The sequence below is a fragment of the Pseudomonas sp. FA117 genome (assembly GCF_057370475.1).
On record NZ_CM170675.1, the window covers coordinates 1,893,303 to 1,920,245 of the forward strand.

Here is a 26,943-nt window from a genome sequence, read left to right on the forward strand (position 1 = left end):
ACCCCTGAGCCTGTGGTCGCAGGTTCAGCGGTGTTGGCTTGTTCGCGGGCAAGCCCGCTCCTACAGGGTTAGCGCAGTCCTCAGGGAATGTGGATCCCTCGTAGGAGCGGGCTTGCCCGCGAAGAGGCCGGTAAGGCTTACAAATTACTTTTCGTCGCGAATCGAGAAGTTGGCCATGTGCTCCAGCCCCTTGATCAGCGCCGAGTGGTCCCAGTTGCCGCCACCCAGGGCCTGGCAGGTGTTGAACACCTGTTGGGCATTGGAGGTGTTGGGCAGGTTGATGCCCAGTTCCTTGGCGCCCTGCAGGGCCAGGTTCAGGTCCTTCTGGTGCAGGTTGATGCGGAAGCCCGGGTCGAAGGTGCCCTTGATCATGCGCTCGGCATGCACTTCGAGGATTTTCGACGAGGCGAAGCCACCCATCAGCGCTTCGCGCACCTTGGCCGGATCCGCGCCGTTCTTGGCGGCGAACAGCAGCGCTTCGCTGACGGCCTGGATATTCAGGGCGACGATGATCTGGTTGGCGACCTTGGCGGTCTGGCCATCGCCGTTGCCGCCGACGCGGGTGATGTTCTTGCCCATGGCTTCGAACAGTGGCAGGGCGCGCTCGAAAGCTTTCGGGCAGCCACCGACCATGATGCTCAGGGTCGCGGCCTTGGCGCCGACTTCACCACCCGAGACCGGGGCGTCCAGGTAGGCGGCGCCGGTGGCCTTGATCTTCTCGGCGAAGGCCTTGGTGGCGGTCGGCGAGATCGAGCTCATGTCGATCACCACCTTGTTCGGGCCGACACCTTCCGCGACGCCGTTCTCACCGAACAGCACACTCTCGACCTGTGGAGTGTCGGGGACCATGACGATGATGAACTCGGCTTCCTGGGCCACTTCCTTCGGGTTGGCCAGGGCCACCGCACCTGCGGCGATCAGCTCGGCAGGCGCAGCGTCGTGGTGGGTGGAGACGAACAGGCTGTGACCTGCCTTCTGCAGGTTCTGGGCCATGGGCTTGCCCATGATGCCGGTGCCGATGAAACCGATTTTAGCCATGAGAATGTGCCTCTTTGTATTTGTGATATCTCAAGCGAACTGAGCGCCCTGTGGGAGTGGGCTTGCCCGCGAATGCGGCAGGTCAGGCGACGGAGGTGTCCTGGCGGGCGCCATCGCGGGACAAGCCCGCTCCCACAGGGGCGAAGCGTTCGTTAGACCGCGTTATGGGTTTTCAGCCAGCCCAGGCCCGCCTCGGTGGTGGTCCTGGGCTTGTACTCCGCCCCCACCCAGCCCTGGTAGCCGATGCGGTCCAGGTGCTCGAACAGGAAGCGGTAGTTGATCTCGCCGGTGCCCGGCTCGTGGCGGCCAGGGTTGTCGGCGAGCTGGATGTGGTTGATCTGCTTGAGGTGGGTTTCCATGGTCCGTGCCAGGTCACCTTCCATGATCTGCATGTGGTAGATGTCGTACTGCAGGAACAGGTTGGCGCTGCCGACCTCGGCCTGGATCTCCAGGGCCTGGGCGGTGGTGTTCAGGTAGAAGCCGGGGATGTCGCGGGTGTTGATCATCTCCATGACCAGGCGGATCCCGGCGGCCTGGAGCTTGTCGGCGGCATAGCGCAGGTTGTCGACGAAGGTCTTGCGCACGCTGGCGCAGTCGGCGTCCTGCGGGCGAATGCCGGCCAGGGCGTTGACCTGGGTGTTGCCCAGCACCTTGGCGTACTCGATGGCCTTGTCGACGCCGGCGCGGAATTCCTCGATGCGGTCCGGGTGGCAGGTGATGCCGCGCTCACCTTTGCTCCAGTCGCCTGCGGGCAGGTTGAACAGCACCTGGGTGAGGCCGTGGGCCTCGAGCTGCTGCTTGATCTCGCTGGCGCTGAAATCGTACGGGAAGAGGTATTCGACACCGCTGAAGCCGGCGTCGGCGGCGGCCTTGAAGCGGGCCAGGAAGTCCTGTTCGGTGAACAGCATGGACAGGTTGGCAGCGAAGCGAGGCATGGTGGTCTCCTTGCAGATGAAAGCCCCCGGCAGCCTGCGCGGGGGCGTCGGCAATCAGTCGAGCATCGAGATGGCGGTCGGCGCGTCGTTGCCGACCAGGGCGAGGTCTTCGAACTCGTTGACCGCGTTGATCTCGGTACCCATGGAAATGTTGGTGACGCGCTCGAGAATCACCTCGACCACCACCGGTACGCGGAACTCCTCGGCCATCTTCTGCGCCTTGAGCAGGGCAGGAGCGATCTGGCCCGGTTCGAACACGCGCAGCGCCTTGCAGCCCAGGCCTTCGACCACGGCGACGTGATCCACGCCATAGTTGCCGGCTTCGGTGGCGTTGATGTTCTCGAACGCCAGTTGTACACAGTAATCCATGTCGAAGCCACGCTGTGCCTGGCGGATCAGGCCGAGGTAGGCGTTGTTCACCAGGACGTGGACGTAGGGCAGGTTGAACTGCGCACCGACGGCCAGTTCCTCGATCATGAACTGGAAGTCGTAGTCGCCCGACAGCGCGACCACCTTGCGCTTCGGATCGGCCTTGACCACACCGAGTGCTGCAGGGATGGTCCAGCCCAGCGGGCCGGCCTGGCCGCAGTTGATCCAGTGACGCGGCTTGTAGACGTGCAGGAACTGCGCGCCGGCGATCTGCGACAGGCCGATGGTGCTGACGTAGCAGGTATCCTTGCCGAACACCTGGTTCATCTCTTCATACACACGCTGCGGCTTGACCGGCACGTTGTCGAAGTGGGTCTTGCGCTGCAGGCTGGCCTTGCGCTGCTGGCAGTCTTCCAGCCAGGCCTTGCGGCACTTGAGCTTGCCGGCGGCTTTCCATTCGCGGGCCACTTCCAGGAAGGCATCCAGCGCGGCACCGGCGTCGGAAACGATACCCAGGTCCGGGGTGAACACACGGCCGATCTGGGTCGGTTCGATATCGACGTGTACGAACTTGCGGCCTTCGGTGTAGACATCGACCGAGCCGGTGTGGCGGTTGGCCCAGCGGTTGCCGATGCCGAACACCAGGTCGGACTTGAGCAGCGTGGCGTTGCCGTAGCGGTGCGAGGTCTGCAGGCCGACCATGCCGACCATCAGCGCGTGATCGTCCGGGATGGTGCCCCAGCCCATCAGGGTCGGGATCACCGGCACGCCGGTCAGCTCGGCGAACTCCACCAGCTTGTCGCTGGCGTCGGCGTTGATGATGCCGCCGCCTGCGACCAGCAGCGGGCGTTCGGCGTCGTTGAGCAGGGCCAGGGCTTTTTCGGCCTGGATGCGGCTGGCCTGCGGCTTGTGCACCGGCAGCGGCTCGTAGGCGTCGATGTCGAATTCGATCTCGGCCATCTGCACGTCGAACGGCAGGTCGATCAGCACCGGGCCAGGGCGGCCGCTGCGCATTTCGTGGAAGGCCTTCTGGAAGGCGTAGGGCACCTGGCCCGGCTCGAGCACGGTGGTGGCCCACTTGGTCACCGGCTTGACGATGCTGGTGATGTCGACGGCCTGGAAGTCTTCCTTGTGCAGACGGGCGCGGGGCGCCTGGCCGGTGATGCAGAGAATCGGGATGGAATCGGCCGAGGCGCTGTACAGGCCGGTGACCATGTCGGTGCCGGCAGGGCCGGAGGTGCCGATGCACACACCGATGTTGCCCGGGTTGGCGCGGGTGTAGCCCTCGGCCATGTGCGAGGCACCTTCGACGTGGCGAGCGAGGACGTGATCGATACCACCGACTTTCTTCAGGGCCGAGTACAGCGGGTTGATGGCAGCCCCGGGAATGCCGAATGCCGTCTCTACGCCTTCACGGCGCATGACCAGAACGGCTGCATCGATTGCTCTCATTTTGCTCATGATTTGTGCCTCATCGATTTTGTAATTGTATACAACTTGCTTTGCGCCAAAGTGTATTCATGCTCGGCGGCTCAGGTCAATGCATTTTCATCGGCTCCATTTTCTTTGCCGAGAAAGCCGATGAAAACGGCATTTCGTCTGATCGTGCACGATGGTTCAAAAATATTGTATACAAAAAATCGTCTTGTTGTGTTCTATTGGTTCATCGGTTTTCAACTGCCCTCAGGGCTTCTCACAACAAGAAGAGGACCTTTCCATGAACGCATTGACCCTGAAAGTCGCCAACAGCCTGGTCGCCGCCGCTCTGGCCGCCGGGCGCAAGATCGACGCCGCACCGCTGACGGTGGCGGTGCTCGATGCCGGCGGTCATCTGCTGGCGTTGCAGCGTGAAGACGGTGCCAGCCTGCTGCGCCCGCAGGTGGCGATAGGCAAGGCCTGGGGCGCCGTGGCGCTGGGCAAGGGCTCGCGCCTGCTGGCGCTGGACTCGCAACAGCGCCCGGGCTTCTATGCCGCATTGAATGGTCTGGGCGAGCGCCCGGTGGTGCCGGTGCCCGGTGGCGTGCTGGTGCGCGCTCAGGATGGCAGGGTACTGGGCGCGCTGGGGATCAGCGGGGATACGTCGGATATCGACGAGCAGTGTGCGATCAGTGCGATCGAAGCAGTCGGGCTGACTGCAGACGCAGGGGTGGCGGCCTGACGGGCAGGTCGCCCCTGCAGGGATTGCGTTGCGGTTGCCGGCTCAGGCGGCCTCGGGCTCGCAGCCTTTGAGCACCAGGCGGATGATGGTCTCGGCGGCGGCGTCGTAGTCGCTCTCGGCCAGCTTGGCCTTGCCGGTGACCACCGCGATCTGCCAGTCGAAGTCGGCGTAGGTCTGCGTCGCCGCCCAGATGCTGAACATCAGGTGATGCGGGTCGACCGGCGCGATCTGGCCGCGCTCGATCCAGCGCTGGATGCACTCGATGTTGTGCCGTGCCTGCTCGTTGAGCTGTTCCACCTGGCTTGGCGAGAGGTGCGGGGCGCCGTGCATGATCTCGCTGGCGAACACCTTGGAGGCGTGCGGCAGGTCGCGGGAGATGCGGATCTTCGAGCGGATGTAGCCGCTGAGCACGTCCTTGGGATCGCCGTCGGCGTTGAACGGCGTGGAGGCCTGCATGATCGGCGCGATGATGCTCTCGAGAACTTCGCGGTAGAGGTTTTCCTTCGACTTGAAGTAGTAGTAGACATTCGGCTTGGGCAGCCCCGCCTTGGCAGCGATGTCGCTGGTCTTGGTGGCGGCGAAGCCCTTGTCGGCGAATTCCTCGCTGGCCGCGCGCAGGATCAGTTCCTTGTTGCGCTCGCGAATCGTGCTCATGGTCTATGAATCTTCCTGTGACTGGCCGCCTCTAATAGCGATCGGGCATGGTAGCACCGGCCCGGAGAGCGGCTCAAGGCAACGGCCTTGGGCTAGAATCGGTCCTTTGCAATCATTGGAAACACAACGACATGGCAGGAAGCAGCTTACTGGTGTTGATCGACGACATCGCCACGGTGCTGGACGACGTATCGCTGATGACCAAGGTCGCGGCGAAGAAGACCGCAGGCGTGCTGGGTGACGACCTGGCGCTCAACGCCCAACAGGTCACCGGGGTGCGGGCCGAGCGGGAGATTCCGGTGGTCTGGGCGGTGGCCAAGGGGTCGCTGCTGAACAAGGCGATCCTGGTGCCGGCGGCCTTGCTGATCAGCGCGTTCATCCCCTGGGCGGTCACCCCCCTGCTGATGCTCGGCGGTGCCTACCTGTGCTTCGAGGGCTTCGAGAAGCTGGCGCACAAGTTCCTGCACAGCCAGGACGAGGATCAGGCGCAACACACCGCGCGCAAGGAGGCCGTGGCCGATGCGAATGTCGATTTGGTCGCCTTCGAGAAGGACAAGATCAAGGGCGCGGTGCGCACCGACTTCATCCTCTCCGCCGAAATCATCGCCATTACCCTCGGCACGGTGGCCGATGCACCGCTGACCCAGCAGATCATCGTGCTGTCGGGCATTGCCGTGGTCATGACCCTGGGGGTCTACGGGCTGGTGGCGGGGATCGTCAAGCTCGATGACCTGGGGTTGTGGCTGACGCGCAAGGCTTCGGCCGTGGCCCAGGCGGTCGGCAATGGCATCCTGCGTGCGGCTCCCTACATGATGAAGAGCCTGTCGGTGATCGGCACGGCGGCCATGTTCCTGGTCGGTGGTGGCATTCTCGTGCACGGCATCGCGCCGTTGCACCATGCCATCGAGGCCTTTGCCGACGGGCGCGGCGGGGCACTGACCGGGGCGTTGATCAACGGCGTGCTGGGAGTGGTAGCCGGGGCGGTGGTGCTGGCGGTGGTGAGTGTGGTTGGCAAGTTGTGGCGGGCTGTGCGGCCGGCGGCGTGATTGCCGGGCAGATTGCCGCCACGAAACGCTCCTGCAAGCCTGCGTCTGGCACGGGGCAAATCCTTGCCCCGTGCCAATCGATCAGAAGTGCACCTTGACCAGGAAGCTCATGGTGTTCTGGTCGGTGGTGAAGGCGTCGCTGTCCTTGATCCCGTACTTGTCGCTCCAGTAGTCGTACTCGATACCGACGTACAGCTGCTTCTCGCCCAGGTGCAACGCCTTGCCCAGGTCATATTTGACCTGTGGGTTGAAGTGCAGGTTGGCGTGGTAGCTGCCACGGCTGTTCTCGTCGTTGTCGACCACCCAATCCATGTAGCCGTCGATGAGCACGTTGGAGGAACCTACAGGAATGGTATAGGACCAGACCGGCGTGATCTGCCAGACGTGATCGCCCGGGCGACTGCCATCGGTGGTGCGCTGGTAGAAGTTCAACTGGAAGTAGTCGAAGCCAGGGATCGCCAGGTCGAAGCCCGGACCGATCAGGTAGGCTTCGGTATCGCCTTCGCCGAACTCATAGGTCATGGCCAGCAGCACGTCCTTGACCGGGCCGAACTCCAGCTTCTGGTCGAAGATCTTGCCGAACGACAGGCGCGGGGTGATCTCGCCGTAGTAGGTATTCGGGCCGTTGTTCGCGTCCTTCTTGCCCTGGTAGAAGATCCTGTCGAAGAAGATGAAGTTGTCGCCGTACTTCCAGGCATCGGCATGCTCGAAGGTGACGGTCTGCTGGGTCTCGGGGTTGACCTTGAAGTTCTTGCCCCACAGGTAGGTCAGGCTGTTGGTCTGCCACTGCAGCAGGTCGCCGGCGAAGCCGGTGCCGCAGGCGAGCAGGCCGCCGGCGAGGATCAGGCTGTTGATGATGCGCATTGCGTGTGTCGCTCCCTTGATTGGATGTTGCTGTCAGCGCTCGTGTCGGCGCTTTTCTTGTCTTTCGGGTCAATTTTTTCGGGTTGGCCACAGCTCTCTGGCAAGTGCTGCGCCAACTTTCCGGGTTGGTCACAACCATCCTGCTCGACGTCGTTCTGAACGGATGAAATGGGTGTTTCTGGCTGGCGCAACATCGACCAACCGCCCGAATTCATTGACTGAGCGGTCAGTAAACGCGGGCAGGATCCGGCCTGCCCTGAGCGAGGGGGCGCGCAGATTACTGGCTTGCGCGCCGGTCCTCAAGTGCTCCGTCCTGGAGCGCTGTGATGCAAAATTGGGCGTTCGGTCAGGTTCTCAGAAATGCACCTTGACCAGCGCACTGGCCACGCTCTGGTTGCTCTGCAGATTGCCGCGGCTGTCGATGCCGTACTTGTCCTTCCAGTAGCTGTACTCGAACCCCACATACAACTGCTTGGCACCCAGGTTGAGGGCCTTGCCCAGGTCGTATTTCACCTGTGGGTTGAAGTGCAGGTTGGCGTGGTAGGTGCCGCGGCGGGTCTGGTCGTTGTCGGTCACCCAGTCCATGTAGCCGTCGATCAGAATGTCGGAGCGGCCCAGGGGGATGGTGTACGACCAGCCGGGGGTGAACTGCCAGACGTTGTCGCCGGGGCGACTGCCCTCGGTGTTGCGCAGGTAGATGTTGAGGTAGAAATAGTTGAAGCCGGGGATGTCCAGGTCGAAGCCGGGGCCGATCAGGTAGGCTGCGTTCAGCCCCTCGCCACGCTCGTAGGTCATGGCCAGCAGCACATCCTTGACCGGGCCGAAAGCCAGCTTGCGGTCGAGGATCTTGCCGAACGAAAGGCGTGGGCTGAATTCGCCGTAGTAGGTGTTCACGCCTTTGCTGGCGTCGGTCTTGCCGTTGTAGAAGATCTTGTCGATGAACAGGAAGGTGTCACCGTACTTCCACTTGTTGGCGTGCTCGAAGGTGATGGTCTGCTGGATGTCCGGGTTGACCTTGAAGTCCTTGCCGTACAGGTAGGTGAGGCTTTCACCGTGCCATTGCAGCCATTCCCCCGCAGAGGCGGGGAGGGTGGCCAGCAGGCTGCTGCCCAGCAACAGGGACGAGGTGGTGCGCTTCATGTGCTGATTCCCGTGTTCTTGTTGTTGTTCGAGGTTTCTTCGGCGCGCAGGCGCCCCGGACGGCCCGCTCCCGTGGGCCGCCGGTACTGCGTTTCACTGCCTGGATGAGACGGGCGGCCAGGGCGCCGCCCGCTGACTCAATGCGGGTGACAGGCCTCGTTGTGGGCCGCGCGTTCGGCCCCGCCGAGGATGTTGAACAGCAGGTTCAGCACCAGGGCGCTGAGCGTGGCCATGGCGATGCCGCTGTGGGTGATGGGTTCCATCCATTGCGGCATCTGCGCGAAGAACTCCGGACGCACCACCGGGATCAGGCCGAAGCCGACGCTGACTGCGACCAGCAACTGGTTGCGCCGATCGCTGATGTCGGCTTCCTGGAGAATCTTGATGCCGGTGGCGGTGACCATGCCGAACATGGCGATGGATGCGCCGCCCAGTACCGCAGGCGGAATCGAGGCAATCAGGAAGGCCGCCTTGGGCAGCAGGCTGAGCAGGATCAACAGGGCGCCGGCAACCACCGTGACATAGCGGCAGCGCACGCCGGTCATCTGCACCAGGCCGATGTTCTGGGCGAAGGAAGAATGGGTGAAGGTGTTGAAGAAACCGGCCACGAACGAGGCGCCGGCATCGCACAGCAGGCCGCGACGCAACATGCCGGGCGTCACTTCCCGGTCGGTCACTTTGCCCAGGGCCAGGAACATGCCGGTGGACTCGACGAAGATGATCACCACCACCAGACACATCGACAGGATCGGCGCGAGGCTGAAGGTCGGCATGCCGAAGTGCAGCGGCGTGACCACCTGCAGCCAGGGGGCCTCGTTCAGGCCCGACAGGTCGACCATGCCGATGGAGCCGGCCAGCACATAGCCCAGGCCCATGCCCACCAGTACCGAGACGTTGACCCAGAACCCGCGCATGAAGCGATTGATCAGCAGGATCACCGCCAGCACCAGTCCGGCGACCATCAGGTAGATCGGCGAGCCGAAGGTTTCCGCCTGCTGGCCGCCACCGGCCCAGTTGACCGCGACCGGGAACAGCGACAGGCCGATGGAGGTGATCACGGTGCCTGTGACCAGCGGCGGGAAGAAGCGCACCACCTTGGACATGAACGGCGCGATCAGCATGCCGAAGAACCCGGCAGCGATGGTCGCGCCGAAGATCCCTTGCAAACCCACACCGGGCATGCCGGCCATGGCCACCATGCTGCCGACGGCGGCGAAGCTTGCACCCATCATCACCGGCATGCGGATGCCCACCGGGCCGATGCCGAACGACTGGATGATGGTAGCGACACCGGCCACGAGCAGGTCGGCGTTGATCAGGAAGGCGACTTCTTCACGGGACAGCCCGGCGGCCTGGCCGATGATCAGCGGCACGGCGATGGCGCCGCCGTACATCAGCAGGACATGTTGCAGGCCCACCAGGATCAGCTGGAACAGGGGCAGGGGCTGTCGTGGCGGCGCAACGGGGATGTACGCCTTGGATGACTCGGACATGCAGCACCTCGAGTTTTGTTTTTATTCTCGGATCCAAGCGGGCGGCTCCAGGCGGCAGGCACTTCGCTTGAAGGGCCTGGGGTTCCCGGATGGGGCCGAACGCTCGATGCTTGCTTGTTGCGGTGTTTCATTGGAAGCGAGGCCGGCAGGACCGGCCTCTTCGCGGGCACGCCCGCTCCCACGGTGGGGGGTCAGTTGACCGGCGCGCCCTTGGCGATCCAGTCACCGACCAGCTTGCGTTCCTCGACGGTCATCTGGGTGATGTTGCCCAGCGGCATGATCTGGCTGGCCACCGCCTGCGCCTGGATGCGCGCGGCCTGGGCCTGGATCTGCTGCGGGGTATCGAACATCACGCCGGCAGGGGCGGCGCTGAACAGTGGGCTGGTCGGCTTGGACGAATGGCACACGGTGCAGCGTTCCTGGATCACGCCGTGGATCTTCTCGAAGTTGCCGGGTGCTGCCTGGGCGCTGGCCTGGGCCGGTGCTTCGGCGGGCGCCTGGGCAGCCTTGGCGGCTTCCTCGGCGCGCAGCTCGGCAGCGGTCTTGCCGCCGACTGCAGTGGCTGGCAGCGGCTGGTACTCGATCTTCGCAGCAGCCTGCTCGGGCGAGGTCGGCAGCGGCTTGGGTCCGGTCACATAGGCCAGGCAGATCATCGCCAGTGCACCCACAGGCAGGGTCCAGGCGTACTTGTTGCTGTCGTGGCGGGTGTTGAAATAGTGACGGATCAGTACCGCAGCCACTGCGATCCCGGCCAGGATCAGCCAGTTGTACTGGCTGCCGTAGGTGCTCGGGAAGTGGTTGCTGATCATGATGAACAGCACCGGCAGGGTGAAGTAGTTGTTGTGTCGCGAGCGCAGCAGGCCCTTGGCCGGCAGTACCGGGTCGGGGGTCTGGTTGTTCTCGATCGCTGCCACCAGCTGGCGCTGGGCCGGCATGATGATGCGGAACACGTTGCCGACCATGATGGTGCCGATGATCGCGCCGGTGTGCAGGTACGCACCACGCCCGCTGAACACCAGGCTGAAGCCCCAGCACGCCGCGATGATCAGCACGAACAGCACGGCGCCGAGCAGGGCAGGGCGCTTGCCCAGTGGTGAGTCGCAGAGGAAGTCGTAGACGAACCAGCCGACCACCAGCGAACCGATGCCGATGGCCACGCCTTCGGCGCCGCTCAGGGTGCTGCCCGGTGCCAGCAGGTACAGGGTTGGGTTCCAGTAGAACACCACGCACAGCAAGGCGATCCCGGACATCCAGGTGAAGTAGGCTTCCCATTTGAACCAGTGCAGGTTCTCGGGCATTTTCGGTGGTGCGAGCTTGTATTTCTCCAGGTGGTAGATACCACCGCCATGGATGGCCCAGAGATCACCTGACAACCCATCGCGCGGGTTGCTTCGATTCAGGTGGTTCTCCAGCCAGACGAAGTAGAACGATGCACCGATCCAGGCCACGCCGGTGATCATGTGAACCCAGCGAATGCTCAGGTTCAGCCATTCGTGAAGGTGTGCTTCCACAGTATGTACCTCTGCCGGTCACCGACAGGCCAAGACCCAGGATGACCGACCTTTTCTTATTGGTGGGGATTGAGGATCAACATCTGTTCCTCGGTGAAGTAATGCTCGTCGCAGTTGTTGCCGGAACCACTGCGATCAACCACCAGGAAGTCATCCCGCTTTTCGATCGTCAGCACCGGGTGGTGCCAGACGCCGCGATGGTAATTGACGCCCTGCCTGCCGTTGCTGCGGAAGGCTCGGACCAAACCTGATACAGGTGCATCGCCAACTGGCGCGACCACGATCAGAAAGGGGTTGCCGAGCAGCGGAATGAAAGCCTGGCTGCCCAGCGGATGGCGCTCCAGCATGCGTACGGTCAACGGCATCTCCAGCGCGTCGGCGCGGAAGATGCTGATGATCGCCTTGTCTTCGGGCTCGGCGGTCTCGACCGTGGCGAGCTTGTGGAAGCGCATGGTCGAGCCGTTGTTGATCATGAAGTGGTCGCTGCCATCGGTTTCGATCACGTCACCGAACGGGGCGAAGGCTTCTTTGGTCAGGGGCTCGATCATCAGGGTACGCATGCGGTTATCTCTTCTGTATTCGTTATCGGTATGTAGGGCGGACCTCGTTCGGGCAGGCCCTGGGTGCGGTCGCGTCACGCACTCGGGCCAGTCCCGGGTCTGGTCCTCAAAGCTGCAGCAGGCGGAACAGGGCGATCAGGTTGATCTGCGCCAGTGCTTCCTTGAATTCGGCATCGACATCGTTGTGGATGCGCTTTTCGAAGGCCGCGAGGATCTGGTGACGGTTGCTGCCCTTGACCGCCATGATGAATGGAAACTGGAATTTTGCCTTGTAGGCGTCGTTGAGTTCGGTGAAGCGGGCGAACTCTTCGGCCGTGCACTGGTGAATACCGGCTCCGGCCTGTTCGTGGGTGCTCGATTCGGTCAGCTCGCCCTGCACCGCCGCCTTGCCGGCCAGGTCCGGGTGCGCGTTGATCAGCGCCAGTTGCTCGGCGTGGCTGGCGCTGAGCAGGATGTCGCTCATGCGCTGGTGCAGCACCTCGATCTCGTCCAGCTCGCCCAGGTTGCCCAGGTCGTAGGCTTTTTCGGCAACCCACGGCGAGTGCTCGTAGATGTCGGCGAAGGCGGCGACGAAGGCATCACGCCCGAGAGTCGAGGGCTTGAGGGTGTTGAAAGCGGTCATCAGGCGTTCTCTTTCTTGTACGGATGGGTGGCGTGCCAGTGGCGGGCAATGTCCACGCGACGGGCGAACCAGACCTGTTCATGGCTCTTGGCGTACTCGACGAAGCGCTTGAGCGCGGCCAGGCGCGCGGGGCGGCCGACCAGGCGGCAGTGCAGGCCGATGGAGAGCATTTTCGGGGCGTGCTCACCTTCTTCGTAAAGCACGTCGAAGGCATCCTTGAGGTACTGGAAGAACTGCTCGCCGCAGTTGAAGCCCTGCACCTGGGTGAAGCGCATGTCGTTGGTGTCCAGGGTGTAGGGGATGACCAGGTGCGGCTTGCCGGTGGGGTTGTTCGCTTCCCAGTAGGGCAGGTCGTCGTCGTAGGTGTCGCTGTCGTAGAGGAAGCCGCCTTCCTCCATCACCAGGCGCCGGGTGTTCGGGCCGGTGCGGCCGGTGTACCAGCCCAGCGGGCGCTCGCCGGTCAGTTCGGTGAGGATGCGGATGGCCTCGAGCATGTGCTCGCGCTCCTGCGCCTCGTCCATGTACTGGTAGTCGATCCAGCGGTAGCCGTGGCTGCAGATCTCGTGGCCGGCATCGACCATGGCGCGGATCACGTCGGGGTGGCGCTGGGCGGCCATGGCCACGGCGAACACGGTCAGCGGTACGCCGGTGTCCTTGAACATCTTGAGCAGGCGCCACACCCCGGCGCGGCTGCCGTATTCGTAGAGCGATTCCATGCTCATGTTGCGCACGCCCTGCAGCGGCTGGGCGGCGACCATTTCAGAGAGGAAGGCTTCGGATTCCTTGTCGCCGTGCAGGATGTTGCGCTCGCCACCTTCTTCGTAGTTGAGCACGAAAGACAGGGCAATGCGGGCGTTGCCCGGCCATTGCGGGTGAGGTGGGTTGTTGCCGTAACCGATCAGGTCGCGAGGATAGTCAGCGCTCACTGCAGTCTTCCTTATGTACGTTGGTGCGGGTGGTGGGCGGACCGCGGCGGGTTGTCGCAGGCACCGGATGGAGTGATTGTATACAACTTATTTGTCCATTTGTAAGCCCGTTTTTCCGCATTTCTTCCCACTTGTCGCCTCAAACTCAGGCTGGAAAAGCACTGCAAGAAACCTGCCTGATCGGTCAGATAATACCTCGGCCTGCTGCACAGGCCCTGTATTTGCGACGAATGCTCATGCTCGGAAGGCCTGCCATGAGCGGTGCGCAGCGGGGTTCAAAAAATTGTGTACAATCTGAATCGAAAGTGTCTTAATGAGCCCATTCCGGCATTTCGTCAGCCTCGTGTTGGTGCATGCCGTGTATTTTCTGCCCATGCAAACGACAAGAGGCGACAAGCAAATGGGACGTTTGACCACACACGTACTGGATGCCGCTCACGGCTGCCCGGGCAGCTCGATCAAGGTCGAGCTGTACCGTGTCGAAGGCCAGCAACTGGAGCTGGTGAACAGCGCACTGACCAACAGCGATGGTCGCGTCGATGCGCCTTTGTTGCAGGGCGATGACTACCGCACCGGTGTCTACCAGTTGCAGTTTGCCGCCGGGGACTACTACCGGGCCAAGGGTGTTGCACTGCCTGACCAGGCGTTTCTCGATGTCGTGGTGCTGCGCTTCGGCATCGATGAAGGGCAGGAGCACTATCACGTGCCGCTGTTGATCTCGCCCTACAGTTATTCGACTTATCGCGGGAGCTAATTGGGCGCTAGAAGAATCTTCGTAGGTCTTTGCCCGCTATCACACTGGCGGGCTTTTTTCATTCTGTAGCAATTGTCCGAAACCCCGCCCGATCCCCCCGCCCCGCATCCCTTCGCTATTCCAAACACGGAAACGTATCAGCGTTCGTCGCAAAGCACTAAGTGGCGCATTGATGGCGCGGTTCTGCTCTTGTATCCTGCGCACCCTTTCGCAGTGATGCGATCAGTTCTCAAGTGACGGATTACTTGCATGCCCCTCTTCCTCCGTGCGCTGGCGACCGGCTTTGCGCTTCTGCCGCTTTTGGCTAGTGCTGCCCCGTTCCAGTCTCCCGGCGACCGCGACCTGATTCGTGACCGTCAGGAAAATCTTCTGCAAGAGCAGCGCAAGCGCCTTGAGGAACTGCAGCAATTGCCCGGCAAGCAGGCCCCACAAGCCCCTGTGGCGCCCTCGGAGCAAGGGCGGTGCTTCCAGATCCGCAGCGTCGAGCTGCAAGGTGCGACCCTGCTCAGCGAGCGGCAACGCCAGGCACTGGTCGAGGGCTATGAAGGCAAGTGCCTGCAGGTGGGTGAGCTCAACGGCCTGCTCAAGCGCATCACCGATCACTACATCGACCGTGGCTACCTGACCACCCGTGCCTACCTGCCGCAGCAGGACCTGGGTTCGGGCATCCTGCAGATCATCATCGTCGAAGGGCGCCTGGAAGGCCTGGACAGCTCAGCGCTCGCCAGCCCACGGGAAATGGCCATGACCTTTCCCGGCCAGGTCTCCGAAGTGCTCAACCTGCGGGATATGGAGCAGATGGTCGACCAGCTTGGTCGCTTGCCGTCGCGTCAGGTCGAAGTCGAGCTGGTGCCAGGCCAGGAAGTCGGCGGTAGCCGCGTGCAGCTCAAGGGCCAGCGTGACAAACCCTGGCGAGTCTCGGCCAGCCGCCACAACAATGGTGATGCCAGCAGCGGCGAGCAACAGATGAACCTGGGGCTGGAATGGGACAGCCCGCTGGGCCTGGCCGATCAGCTGAGCCTCAGGGGCGGGCGTGATGTGGTCAGCGACCATTGGCGCCATTCCGACAGCCATGGCCTGAACTACAGCCTGCCGTGGGGCTGGTGGACCTTCAACTACAGCTACAACCACAACTACTACCGTACCCGCGACACCTCCAGCGGCTTTCCCTTCAAGCTCGACGGCGACAACAGCGTGCACCAGTTCCAGGCCGAACGGGTGATCCACCGCGACAGCCTGAGCAAGACGGCGGTGAACATCGGCGTGAGCCACTTGCGCGCGCGCAACTACCTTGACGACACCCTGATCGATGTCTCCAGCACCCGCATCACCGAGCGTCAGCTTGGCGTCAACCACGGCCGACGCATCGGCAATGCCTTCGTCAACCTCGATGCCGGCTGGCAGCAGGGCATCGGTGCCCTCGACGCCCAGGGCGCAGGCGACCCCCATGGCAACGAACCGGTGTCGCGCTACAACAAGTACACCCTGACCCTGAGCTACCTGCAGCCGTTCCAGCTGTGGGGCGAGCAGTTCAGCTTCGACAGCCTGGCCACCGGCCAGCGCAGCGAGGACGCGCTCTACAGCGCCCAGCGCATCAGTGTCGGCGGGTTGACCTCGGTGCGTGGCTTCAAGGATCAGACCCTCACCGGCGACAGCGGCGGCTACTGGCGCAACCAGTTGCGCTGGCGTCGGCCGGTCACCTGGGCTGCGCTGCAGCCCTGGTTGCGCGAATACGGCATGGCGTTCGCCTACGACGCCGGCGTGATCAAGGGCCAGCATGGCAACGGCAAGGACCATGGGCGCCTGAGTGGCAATGCCCTGGAGTTCAATGTGCGCGGCCAGTACTTCGCTGCCAGTGCAACCTTTGCCCGTTCGCTGGAGCGGCCCGATGCGGTGACCCGCCGCGAGCACCCGATCTATTTCCGCGTCGACGCCTTCTTCTGAGCGTCGGCCCTACCCATTACCTGTGACATCGCTGCCCCTTGCGGGGCAGGCCGGCAACTGGCCTGAGCTGCGACTGGAGTTTGTTCGACATGGATATCCGCACCCCACTGAACCAGTGCATCGCCCTGATCGTTGCTGGCGTGATGTTTCTCAACCCTATCGTCAGCACGGCTGCACAGCTGACCGTCGATGCGGCGGCCAATGCCAACACCAGCGTCAACCAGGCCGGCAACGGGGTGCCGATCGTCAATATCGCCACCCCCAATGGCAGCGGCCTGTCGAGCAACACCTTCCGTGACTACAACGTCGGCAGCAACGGGCTCATCCTCAACAACGCCACCGGCAAGACCCAGTCGACTCAACTGGGCGGCATCATCGTCGGCAACCCCAATCTCAGGGGGCAGGCGGCCCAGGTCATCCTCAACCAGGTCACCGGCGGCAACCGCAGTACCCTGCAAGGCTACACCGAGGTGGCGGGGCAGTCGGCACGGGTCATCGTCGCCAACCCCCACGGCATCACCTGCAACGGCTGCGGCTTCATCAACACGCCACGGGCGACCCTTACCACCGGCAAGCCGATCATGGACGGCGAGCGCCTGGACCGCTTCCAGGTCGATGGCGGCGACATCGCCATCGAGGGCGATGCCCTCAACGCCACCAACCTCGACCAGTTCGACCTGATCACCCGCAGTGCCAAGCTCAACACCGAGCTGCATGCCAGGCAGTTGAACATCGTCACCGGGCGCAACGACGTCCAGGCCGACACCCTGCAGGCCACCCCGCGCGCCGATGACGGCAGCGAAAAGCCCCTGCTGGCCATCGACAGCTCGGCGCTGGGCGGGATGTATGCCAACACCATCCGCCTGGTCGGCACCGAGCAGGGCGTGGGCGTCAAGCTGGCCGGCAACATGGCCGCCACCACCGGCGATATCCAGGTAGACGCCAACGGCAAGGTGACGCTTGCCCAGACCTCCAGCGCCGGCGACCTCAAGATCGCCGCGCAAAGCGCTGAGTTGACCGGCAAGACCTACACCGCCGGCAGCGCCACCGTGCGTGTGCGCGACGATGTGACCGTCGGCCAGAGCCTCGCCGCCAAGGGCAGCATCAGCGTGCAGGGCGCGCGGATCGACAACCAGGGCATCATCGAAGCCGGCGTGGAGCCAGACAACAGCCGCAACGCCCAGGGCGACGTGAGCCTCAAGGGCCAGACCCTGCACAACCGCGGTAGCGTGGTCGCCAACCGCAACCTCGAGATCGACAGCAGCGCCACGCTCGACAACCAGGGTGGCAGCCTCAAGGGCCGCGCCACCACGCTGACCGCAGGCCTGCTGGACAACCGCAAAGGCCAGGTGCTGGCCGACGACACCCTGAAAGCCACGGGCGGTGCGATCGACAACCGTGAGCAAGGCCTGCTGCAAGGCAAGGGCCAGGCCGTGGTGGATATCACCGGCAACCTCGACAACCGTGGCGGCCGTGTGGTCGGCCAGGGAGATCTGCAGGTCACCGCCGCCCAGGTGGACAACCGCGGCAACGGTCTGATCGGCAGCGACCAGCAGGCCAGGCTGACCACCCGCGCGCTGCTGGACAACCAGAACGGCGGCAAGCTCAAGGCCGATCGCCTCGCCATCACCACCGCCGGGCTGCTCAACAGCGGCGGGCAGTTGCTGGGCGGCGACGTGCTGATCGTCGCCAGCGCCGACATCGACAACCGCCTCGGCCTGATCTCGGCCAGGCGTCTGCTCGATCTCAAAGCCGTGGGCCTGGACAACAGCGGCAAGGGCAACTTGCTCAGCGACGGCACCCTGGCCGTCAACGTGGCCACCCTGAACAACCGCGACAACGGCATGCTGTCGAGCGTCGGCGATCTCTCACTGCATGGCGAACGCCTCGACAACCGCGGCGGCCTGGTGCTTGCCGACCGCTCGCTGACCGTCACCGGCGGGGACTTCGACAACCGCGACAAGGGCGTAGCCACCACCAAGGGCAAGGCCCACATCGAAGTTGCCAGCCTCGCCAACAGCGATGCCGGCCACCTGCAGAGCGATGGCCGCCTCGAACTGATCGCCGACAAGGTCGACAATCAACGGCTGGGTAACATCACGGCCAAAGGTGACCTCGAAGCTCACCTGGGTAACCTGAACCAGCAGGGCGGCAGGCTGACCAGCCTGGGCAGCCTGCTGCTCACCGCCGACACGATCGACAACCAGAACGGCGGCGGGATTGGCGCGACCCACCTGGTCGACATTCGCGCTGCGCGCGTGCTCAACCAGCAGGGTGAGATGTCCAGCGCAGGCAAGGTGGTGCTCGACGCCAGCGAACTGCTGGACAACCAGGCGGGCAAGGTCATTGGCGACCGTGGCCTGACCCTGACCGTCCAGCGCTTGCTGAACCAGAACAAGGGCCTGCTCAGTGGCTACGACAGCCTGAGCCTGAAAGGCACCGAACTGCTCAACAACGGCGGCCGGTTGAGCAGCCACACGCATATCGGACTGACCCTGGACGGCCAGTTGGACAACAGCGACGCCGGCCTCATCGTCAGCGACGGCACCCTCACGTTGAACGCCGGCACGTTGCGTAACCGCCAGGGCGGCAAGGTCTCGGCAATCGCTGCCATGGGCCTGACCAGCCAAGGGCTCCTGGATAACCAGGGCGGCATTCTGGTGACCGATGCCGGGCTGGTGCTTAACGCCGCCCGCCTGGACAACAGCCAGGCCGGCGCGATCAGTGCTGCAGGTCGCGCCGAGTTGCGCAGCGGTGCCATCGACAACAGCGCCAAGGGCAACATCGGTGCCGGCAGCCTGCTGCTGGTCGGCACCCAGCTCGACAACAGCGCCCGTGGCCGCATCAGTGCCTCCGGCCAGATCGATGCGACGCTGACCGGCCTAGACCAGCATGACCACGGGCAACTGGTCAGCGGGACCGGCATCGACCTCGACCTGCAGCACGGCCAGTTGGTGAACCGCGACGGCGGCCTGCTTCGCTCGCCGGGTAGCTTGTTGTTGCGCCAGATCGGCGCGGTGGATAACCGCAACGACGCAGAGATCTCCAGCAACCACGGTTTCAGTCTGATCGCCGACAGCCTCGACAACCGTGGCGGACGCCTGATCAGCGCGCAGGACCTGACCCTGCGCATCGCCGGTGTTCTGGACAACAGCCTCAAGGGCGTGTTGTCGGCCAGCCACGATCTCGACGTCGAGGCTGCCAGCCTCGATAACTTCACCGGCGGCACCCTGGCCAGCGGCCAGACCCTCAAGGCCGTGATCGACGGACAGCTCGACAACCACGATCAGGGCATTCTCTCTGCTGGCGCAGCGCTGACCGTCACCAGTGCAGGCGTGCTCAACAGCGAGCGCGGCCTGTTGTCGGGCAACACCGGCCTGACCGTCACGACCGGACAACTGGACAACCACCAGGGCGGCCAGCTCATCAGCCAGGCGGCGCTGACCGTCACCAGCGACGGCCTCGACAACCGTGGCGGCGCCTTGAGCAGCAAGCAGGCCATGACCCTGACCACGGGCGACATGCGCAACGGCGCCGATGCCCTTCAGCGCGGCGGTCGCATCCACAGCGATGCCGAGTTGACGCTGGTGGCCGGGCAGGTCGATTCCAGCGAGGGCGGCGAGATCTCCGCCAAGGGCGATCTGCTGCTGCGGGTGAGTGCGTTGATCCAGCGCCAGGGGCGTCTGATCGGTGAACAGAAACTCGACCTAGACCTCAACGGCGGCGACCTGACCAACCAGCGCGGCCTGATCAGTGCCAATGGCCCGCTGATCATCCAGCGCCTGGGCAAGCTCGACAACAGCGCTGGCGAAGTCACCAGCCAGCAATCCTTCAGCCTGCTCGCCAAGCGCATCGACAACCAGCAGGGCCGCATCCTCAGCGACGGCCGGCTGATCGTAGAGGCGGCACAGCTGGACAACAGCACCAAGGGCCTGATGTCCGGCGTTCAAGGCTTGCAGGTCACCGGCAGCGACCTGAACAACAGCGGCGAAGGCACATTGTCCAGCAAGAGCGGCGACCTTGCCGTGACCCTGACCGGCACCCTCGACAACCGTGACCAGGGCGCGTTGGTCAGCAAGGGCAGCCAGCAGATCACGGCGGCCAGCCTGGACAACCGCAAGGGCATCGTCTCCTCCGAACAGGCCATCACCCTCAGTGTCGGCGACCGGCTCGACAACAGCGGCGGCCTCATTTCCGCCACCGGTGACCTGACGCTCGACCAGGACAGCACCGTCATCGACAACCAGGGCGGGCAGATCAATGGCCAGGCGATCAGCATCGCCGGCAAGCGTCTGGAAAACGCCAAGGGCCAGCTCGTCAGCCGTGCGGCGCTCGACCTGACCTTGGCCGATGCACTGCTCAATACCGACGATGCGCGCCTGGTCAGTGGCGCCGACCTGCTGCTCAAGGCCGCGCGTGTCGACAACCAAGGCGGCAAGCTGATCAGCCATGGGTTGCTGCATGTCGATTCGGGCACGCTGGACAACAGCCACGGTGGCAATCTGGCCAGCCAGCAGAACCTGGTGTTGCGCCTGAGCGGCGATCTGCTCAACGGCAACGATGGCCTGCTATTCAGTGAGCACGGCAAGCTCGATATCCACGCGGTTGCCCTGGACAACCAGGCCGGCACGCTCAAGAGTCAGGGCGATATCGACGTGCGCCTGGACAAGCGCCTGGACAAGCGCCTGGACAACCGCGGCGGTCGCCTGGAGAGCCAGGCAGGCAACCTCGAACTGCACGCGGCGAGCCTCGATAACAGTGGCAATGGCATGCTCAGCGCGGCCAAAGGCCTGTTCAAGGGCGTTTTCAGCGACCTGTTCGACAACGCTGGTGGTACCACCCAGGCGCAATCCGTGGACATCGCAGCCGACGCCAAGGTGAACAACCAGGGCGGCTACCTTTCGGCGCTGGGCGGTGACGGCAAGATCATCACAGCCGAGCTCGACAACCGCGGCGGTGGCCTGTACGCCGCCGGATTGCTGAAGGTGCAGGGCCAGCAACTGTTCAACCAGAGCGGCAAGATCGGCGCCGGGCGCATCGACTTTGGCCTCAGCGGCGCGCTGTACAACAGCCTCGGCCAGTTGGAAAGCGAGAGCGAGCTGCAACTGCGTGCCAACGAACTCGACAACCGCAGCGGCAACCTGCGCGCCCTTGGCAAGACCGGCACCAGTCGATTGATCGTCGCGGGCAACCTGCTCAACGACAACGGCGTGCTGGCCACCGCCAACCAGGACCTCGACCTGCAGATCGGTGGCCTGAGCAACAGCGGCGGGCAACTCCTGCACACCGGCCAGGGTAGCTTCGGCCTGGCCTCCGACAAGGTCACCCAGGCTGGCGGCGTGCTGCACACCGATGGCCTGCTGAGCATCGCCGCTGCCAGCTGGACCAACAGCAGCGTGCTGCAAGCCCGGCGCCTGGAACTGGACATTGGCCGCTTCGTCCAGACCGCCAGCGGCAAGCTGCTGGCCGTCGAGAGCCTCAAGGGCCGGGGCGGCGACTGGACCAACCATGGCCTGCTGGCCAGCGATGGCAGCCTGCAACTGGATCTGACCGGCAACTATGATGGCAATGGCCGCCTGAGCAGCCTTGGCGCACTGACGCTGGGCGCCAACGATATCCGCCTGTCCAGTACCGCCAGCTTGGCCGGTGGCGCCGACACCGCGGTGACCGCGCGCAACCTGCTGAGCAACGACGGTCGCCTGACCGCCCTGGGCGGGCTGACGGTGACGGCCGCCAGCCTCGAAAACCGCGGCACCCTGGGTGGCGCTGCGGCGGTGAAGCTGGCCGCAAACAGCCTGAGCAACCAGCGCGGCCTGGTGTTCAGCGGCAATGACATGACCCTGCGCGTCGGCAGCCTGAGCAACTACTACGGCGATATCTACAGCCTTGGTGGCCTTGATCTTGCCGGCAACGCCGGTGCCCGCGCGGTGCTGCTGGACAACATCTCCGGCAGCGTGGAAAGCGCCGGCAACATGACCCTGGCGGTGGACACGCTGCTCAACCGCAAGGAATTCCTGAGCTCGACCAAGAAACTGGTCGCCGGCAACGTCAACGTCTATTCCGACGACCGCTGCAAGGGCAAGGGCTGCGAGCTGTACTTCTCGGCAACCGAAAGCTGGGAAGACGTCATCGACCGCGATACGCCCACCGCCTTCATCACCACCGGCAGCAAGCTGACCTTCTCCGGTGACGCATTCCGCAACCACTACAGCAGCGTTTCGGCAGCGGGTGACATTGCCATCAACACGGCGGTGTTCGAGAACAAGGGCGCCGGGGGTGGCGAGCAGCGCAACCTCACCGCGAGCATGTATACCCGTGATCGCGGCCAGTACAACGCGTTCATCCAGGCCAAGAACCAGTTCAACCAGAACCCCGGCTCGCTGACCCTCGACGAGGTCATGGCCGCTGCGGGGTATCCGCAGTACAGCATCTACGACGTCATCGACACCAAGACGCCGATCGCGGGCGCCGTGGTTGCCCCGGCGGTCGTGCAGTCGGCTGGCGCCGTGACCATCAACGCCAGCCAGCGCATCGACAACAGCGTGGTACGCGTCAACCAGGCCGGAGCCGGTGCTATCGGTGTCCGTGGCGATGCCACGGCTGATCCACGCCAGGCCCAGACCCAGGTGCGCGCGCTCAACCCGCAGTTGCCGCCCGACCTTGCCCAGCGTCAGGTCAATCCGGTCACGCTGCCCAGCTTCAGCCTGCCGCAAGGCAGCAACGGCCTGTTCCGCATCAGCACCCAGACTGGCCAGGCGGCAATCAGCGGCGATGCCCTAGGCGCCACCGCCGACCGTACCCAAGCAGGCAGTGGCACCTTCATCTCACCGCTGGCCAGCACCACCAGTGCCGACAACCGTGCGGCGCAGGCGCTGGCCGCCGAAGGCTCGGCTGCGGCCCAAGGCGCCGTCAGCGGCGCCGGTGTGGCACTGGATGGCCTGGCAGCGGGTGTTCGACTGGTCCAGGGTGTGCCTGAGCGCAGCGTGCCGAGTACCTCGCACAAGTACTTGGTGGAGACCAACCCGGCCCTGACCGACCTCAAGCAGTTCCTGAGTTCCGACTACCTGCTCGGCCAGCTCAACGTCAATCCAGACCAGGCCATCAAGCGCCTGGGCGACGGCCTCTACGAACAACGCCTGATCCGCGAAGCCGTGGTGGCCCGCACCGGTCAACGCTACATCGACGGCATGACCAGCGACGAGACGCTGTTCCGCTACCTGATGGACAACGCCATCGCCAGCAAGGACAAGCTGTCGCTGAGCGTGGGTGTGTCGCTCAGCGCCGAGCAGGTCGCCGCGCTGACCCACGACATCGTCTGGATGGAGCAGGTCGAGGTCAACGGCGAGAAGGTACTGGCGCCAGTGCTGTACCTGGCCCACGCCAACGGTCGCGTCGCCCCCAACGGCGCGCTGATTCAAGGCCGTGACGTCAACCTGATCAGCGGCGGCGACCTGGTCAACGTCGGCACCCTGCGTGCCACCAACAACCTCGCCGCCAGCGCCACCAACATCAGCAACAGCGGGCTGATCGAAGCAGGCGGGCGCCTGGACATGCTCGCCACCGACTCGATCCGCAACGCCCAGGGCGGGATCATCGCCGGTCGTGAAGTGAGCCTGACCGCGCTGACCGGCGATGTGATCAACGAACGCAGCGTCACCCGCCTGGAAGGCCGGGCCGGTGGCGAGCATGTGACCAAGGACCTGGTCGACACTGCAGCACGCATCGAGGCGGCGAACGACCTGACCATCACTGCTGGGCGCGATATCGGCAACGTGGGTGGGGTGGTCAAGGCGGGTGGGAACCTTGATATGGAGGCCTCTCGCAACCTCAGTCTGACCAGCCAGCAGTCTCTCGAAAGTCACGAGTATCAGCGTCGTCGAGTCAGTGGCTACGACACAACCATCACCCAATACGGAGGCGAGGTAACTGCCGGGGGAAGCATCACCGCGACAGCAGGTCAGGATCTTTCGGTCATCGCTAGTGAGATTGAAGCTCGGCGCAACCTGACATTGAGTGCAGGTAACGACATTCTCCTGAGTTCGGCGGCCAATGAGGAGCATGACTACGCCAAGGGCAAGAAAGGCCAGACCAAGACGACAACGCAGTTGGATGATGTTCGTCAAGTAGGTGCCAGTCTGAAAGCCGGAGGGGACATACAGGTCGAGGCTGGAAACGATCTGAAGATGGTTGCCAGTAAAGTCAGTGCGGGTGAAGACGCCTATCTGGTCGCGGGTGGCAAGCTTGAGCTATTGGCTGAGTACGATAGCCATTACTCACTCTATGACATGAGCAAGAAGGGTAACTGGGGTAGCAGCAAGACCCAGCGTGATGAAGTTACAGATGTAAAAGCAGTTGGCAGTGAGGTCAGCAGCGGTGGCAGCACCTCCCTGGTCAGTGGTGGCGATCAGCTCTATCAAGGCGCCAAAGTCGAAGCTGGAAGTGATCTTGCAATCATCAGTGGCGGTGCAGTGACCTTTGAAGCCGTCAAAGACATGCATCAGGAAAGCCATGAGAAGTCCAAGGGTGATCTTGCATGGAACAGTGCGAAAGGCCGTGGCACGACTGACGAGACTCTTCGACAGAATCAGCTGGTTGCGCAAGGTGTCTTGACCATCAAGGCTGTCGACGGATTGAAGATTGATATCAAGCATATCGATCAGGCAACTGTCAGCCAGAGTATCGACGCCATGATCGTGGCTGACCCCAAGCTTGCGTGGCTCAAGGAAGCAGAGCTTCGGGGTGATGTGGACTGGCGTCGAGTCAAGGAGGTTCACGACAGCTTCAAGTACGACCAGTCAGGTTTGGGTGCGGGAGCTTCGCTCGTCATTGCAATCATCGTGACCTATCTGACTTGGGGAGCTGGGGCATCTGCGGTTGGAGCCGCAAGTAACTCAACGCTCGGTTTTGCCGCCAACTCGGTGGTCAGTGCTGCCGCTACCAACGCTGCCACCAGTGCGGTAAACAACCGTGGGAATCTCGGTGCGGTGGTCAAGGATGTGACCTCCAGTGATGCCATGAAAGGTTATGTGATGTCGGCGCTTGCACCGGGCGGTGACAGCATCGTGTCTCGCATTGCACTCAAAGCAGCGCTGAGTACGGTGGTCTACGGTGGCAGCCTGAAGGACAACGCTGTCCAGGCCGGCCTGGAGATTGCTGCGGACGCATTGAGCGGAGCGATCTTCAATGAGGTCGGAGATCGTCTGATGGGCAGCGGGTTGCCCAAGCGCGTCGCAGTGCATGCCATCGTCGGTGGTCTGATTGCTGAGGCGGCGGGCGGTGACTTCCGCACGGCGGCCTTGGCGGCAGGCGCGAATGAGGCTTTGGTGCAACTGGTCGGGGACAAGATCTTTCCCGGTGAAGCTCACGACCGTGTATTGGGCATGACCTCACAATTGGTCGGTATGACGGTTGCTGCCGGCCTAGGTGCAGATGCCAAAGATCAACAAGTGGCTGCTTGGGTCGCGCAGCAGGCTACTCAGAACAATTTCCTTCGACATAAAGAGGTCGAGGCGTTTCTCGCCGAGCTCAAGACGTGTGATGCGAACAATTCATGCGCTGATGTACGCAAGCGGTATGGCGACCTGAATATCGAAAACCAGGAGCGACTAGAGCGGCTGTGTGCCCGTGACATGGACGCCTGCCGTAGCGAGTACAAGTTGTTCTCGGATGACTACCAGAAAACTCATGCGCTGTTGGCTGGCAGCATGAAGGAAGTCGGATGGAAAGAGCAGTATGCGCTCGGCGCCACGATACTCAGTAACTACCAGGCCATGCAGACACTCGTCGGAACCGCCATGACCAAGGCGATGACCGATGCAGCTCAAGAGGCTGCGGGGCAGGCAGGGGTTGGGGTTGATGCAGAGGATGTCGGCACCTTTGGGATGTGGCTGCGAACTGTCGTCAAGGCCGTCACAAGTCGCAAGGGCGCAGTTGGCGGAACTGAGCGTGGCCCTTGCTGCTTCGCAGCAGGAACCTTGGTTGCGACTCCGGGGGGCGACCGAGCGATTGAAACCCTCAAGGTCGGGGATATAGTCTGGACCAAGCCTGAGCACGGGGGTGAACCCTTCGCCGCAGCGATCACTGCGACGCACATCCGTAACGATCAGCCGATCTATCGGTTGACCCTGGAAAGCACGCGCGCAGACGGTCAGGTTCAGACTGAGACTTTGTTCGTGACCCCCAGTCACCCATTCTATGTACCGGCCAGACATGATTTTGTGCCGATGGGTGACTTGAGGACTGGAGACTTGCTACAGTCCTTGGCTGATGGAGCTGGAAATGACACGTCGAGTCGCGTTGCTTCGATAAGTTTGCATAAGTTAGTCGGCGAGACATTCAATCTTTCCGTGGATGTTGGGCATACGTTTTATGTAGGTAAACTCAAAACCTGGGTTCATAACGTTGGCCCGTGTGGCGAGTCGGGTGGTATTAAGCCAGGGGTGGGGGATGCAAAAGCAACACCAGAAAGCAGCTACTCGACACTCGCCAGGCCAAGTGCAAATGCTCCAAGCAACGTAATTCTTGGCGACCTCGACTCACTTGGTCGACCTACGGGAGTTACAGCAGTCCTCAGGGAGAGTTCGTTGGGAAGCGGTTCGAGTGCTAATCCAGCAATTCGACCTCCAGGTTTTGAGGGGCAGCCTGCTAACCATGCGCGAGGACATTTGCTTGCGAATTCACTAGGAGGGGCTGGTGATGATGCAAGAAATTTGGTGACACTTTTCCAGCGCAACGCGAATCATCCAAATATGAGCTCATTTGAGCGTCAAGTCAGAGGTGCCGTGCAGAGTGGTGAAACAGTAAGCTATAGGGCGATTCCTATTTATACAGGTGCAAACCCAATGCCAACCGGTGTGACGTTGTCTGCTCGTGGGTCAGGTGGTTTTACTCTTGATGTATCAATCCCGAACATAAATGGGGTAAGGTAAG

16 protein-coding genes are annotated in these 26,943 nt (G+C 63.1%); 5 read left to right on the forward strand and 11 right to left on the reverse strand.

The features are described 5' to 3' along the window. Positions 1-144: 144 nt before the first annotated feature. From AC1TXO_RS08910 to gcl, 3 genes are all read right to left on the reverse strand, one after another. Positions 145-1,038: a 2-hydroxy-3-oxopropionate reductase gene (locus tag AC1TXO_RS08910; protein WP_486405964.1), complete on the reverse strand. Its 894-nt coding sequence runs from the start codon at positions 1,036-1,038 to the stop codon at positions 145-147. Positions 1,039-1,190: 152 nt separating this feature from the next. Continuing rightward, positions 1,191-1,973: a hydroxypyruvate isomerase gene (hyi, locus tag AC1TXO_RS08915; protein WP_486405965.1), complete on the reverse strand. Its 783-nt coding sequence runs from the start codon at positions 1,971-1,973 to the stop codon at positions 1,191-1,193. Between the two features lie 54 nt (positions 1,974-2,027). Continuing rightward, the gene (gene gcl, locus AC1TXO_RS08920) at positions 2,028-3,803 is read right to left on the reverse strand and encodes a glyoxylate carboligase (RefSeq protein WP_486405966.1); all 1,776 of its coding nucleotides are present in this window, start codon (positions 3,801-3,803) and stop codon (positions 2,028-2,030) included. A gap of 256 nt (positions 3,804-4,059) precedes the next feature. On the opposite strand from gcl, the gene AC1TXO_RS08925 reads away from it, so the two are divergent. Beyond that, the gene (locus AC1TXO_RS08925) at positions 4,060-4,500 is read left to right on the forward strand and encodes a GlcG/HbpS family heme-binding protein (protein WP_486405967.1); all 441 of its coding nucleotides are present in this window, start codon (positions 4,060-4,062) and stop codon (positions 4,498-4,500) included. A 42-nt stretch (positions 4,501-4,542) separates the two neighbouring features. On the opposite strand, the gene AC1TXO_RS08930 is transcribed toward AC1TXO_RS08925, so the two are convergent. Beyond that, positions 4,543-5,154, reverse strand: coding sequence for a TetR/AcrR family transcriptional regulator (locus tag AC1TXO_RS08930; protein WP_486405968.1), 612 nt, complete (start codon positions 5,152-5,154; stop codon positions 4,543-4,545). A 131-nt stretch (positions 5,155-5,285) separates the two neighbouring features. Here AC1TXO_RS08930 and AC1TXO_RS08935 point away from each other — a divergent pair, with 131 nt between their 5' ends. Further along, positions 5,286-6,200 (forward strand): DUF808 domain-containing protein, encoded by a 915-nt coding sequence (locus AC1TXO_RS08935; RefSeq protein ID WP_486405969.1) that lies wholly within the window; start codon positions 5,286-5,288, stop codon positions 6,198-6,200. An 81-nt stretch (positions 6,201-6,281) separates the two neighbouring features. On the opposite strand, the gene AC1TXO_RS08940 is transcribed toward AC1TXO_RS08935, so the two are convergent. From AC1TXO_RS08940 to puuE, 7 genes are all read right to left on the reverse strand, one after another. Continuing rightward, entirely contained in the window at positions 6,282-7,064 is a 783-nt protein-coding gene (locus AC1TXO_RS08940; protein WP_486405970.1) for an outer membrane protein OmpK, read from the reverse strand. 354 nt (positions 7,065-7,418) lie between these two features. Continuing rightward, a complete protein-coding gene (locus tag AC1TXO_RS08945) occupies positions 7,419-8,204 on the reverse strand; it encodes an outer membrane protein OmpK (RefSeq protein WP_486405971.1) in 786 nt (261 codons plus the stop codon). Positions 8,205-8,341: 137 nt separating this feature from the next. Next, positions 8,342-9,697 (reverse strand): nucleobase:cation symporter-2 family protein, encoded by a 1,356-nt coding sequence (locus tag AC1TXO_RS08950; protein ID WP_486405972.1) that lies wholly within the window; start codon positions 9,695-9,697, stop codon positions 8,342-8,344. 191 nt (positions 9,698-9,888) lie between these two features. Continuing rightward, positions 9,889-11,208 (reverse strand): urate hydroxylase PuuD, encoded by a 1,320-nt coding sequence (locus AC1TXO_RS08955; protein ID WP_486405973.1) that lies wholly within the window; start codon positions 11,206-11,208, stop codon positions 9,889-9,891. 56 nt (positions 11,209-11,264) lie between these two features. Beyond that, positions 11,265-11,768, reverse strand: a complete 504-nt coding sequence (locus AC1TXO_RS08960; protein ID WP_133331566.1) for an ureidoglycolate lyase — start codon at positions 11,766-11,768, stop codon at positions 11,265-11,267. Positions 11,769-11,874: 106 nt separating this feature from the next. Beyond that, complete coding sequence (uraD, locus tag AC1TXO_RS08965; RefSeq protein ID WP_486405974.1) at positions 11,875-12,390, reverse strand: 2-oxo-4-hydroxy-4-carboxy-5-ureidoimidazoline decarboxylase; 516 nt, start codon at positions 12,388-12,390, stop codon at positions 11,875-11,877. Then, complete coding sequence (gene puuE / locus AC1TXO_RS08970) at positions 12,390-13,316, reverse strand: allantoinase PuuE (protein ID WP_486405975.1); 927 nt, start codon at positions 13,314-13,316, stop codon at positions 12,390-12,392. The genes uraD and puuE overlap by 1 nt, the downstream gene beginning before the upstream one ends. Before the next feature lie 400 nt (positions 13,317-13,716). On the opposite strand from puuE, the gene uraH reads away from it, so the two are divergent. The 3 genes from uraH to AC1TXO_RS08985 all read left to right on the forward strand — a co-directional run bounded on the left by uraH (position 13,717) and on the right by AC1TXO_RS08985 (position 26,942). Then, a complete protein-coding gene (gene uraH / locus AC1TXO_RS08975; RefSeq protein ID WP_054893660.1) occupies positions 13,717-14,070 on the forward strand; it encodes a hydroxyisourate hydrolase in 354 nt (117 codons plus the stop codon). A 249-nt stretch (positions 14,071-14,319) separates the two neighbouring features. Beyond that, positions 14,320-16,014: a ShlB/FhaC/HecB family hemolysin secretion/activation protein gene (locus tag AC1TXO_RS08980; RefSeq protein ID WP_486405976.1), complete on the forward strand. Its 1,695-nt coding sequence runs from the start codon at positions 14,320-14,322 to the stop codon at positions 16,012-16,014. An 89-nt stretch (positions 16,015-16,103) separates the two neighbouring features. Then, complete coding sequence (locus tag AC1TXO_RS08985; protein ID WP_486405977.1) at positions 16,104-26,942, forward strand: two-partner secretion domain-containing protein; 10,839 nt, start codon at positions 16,104-16,106, stop codon at positions 26,940-26,942. Position 26,943 lies beyond the last annotated feature (1 nt).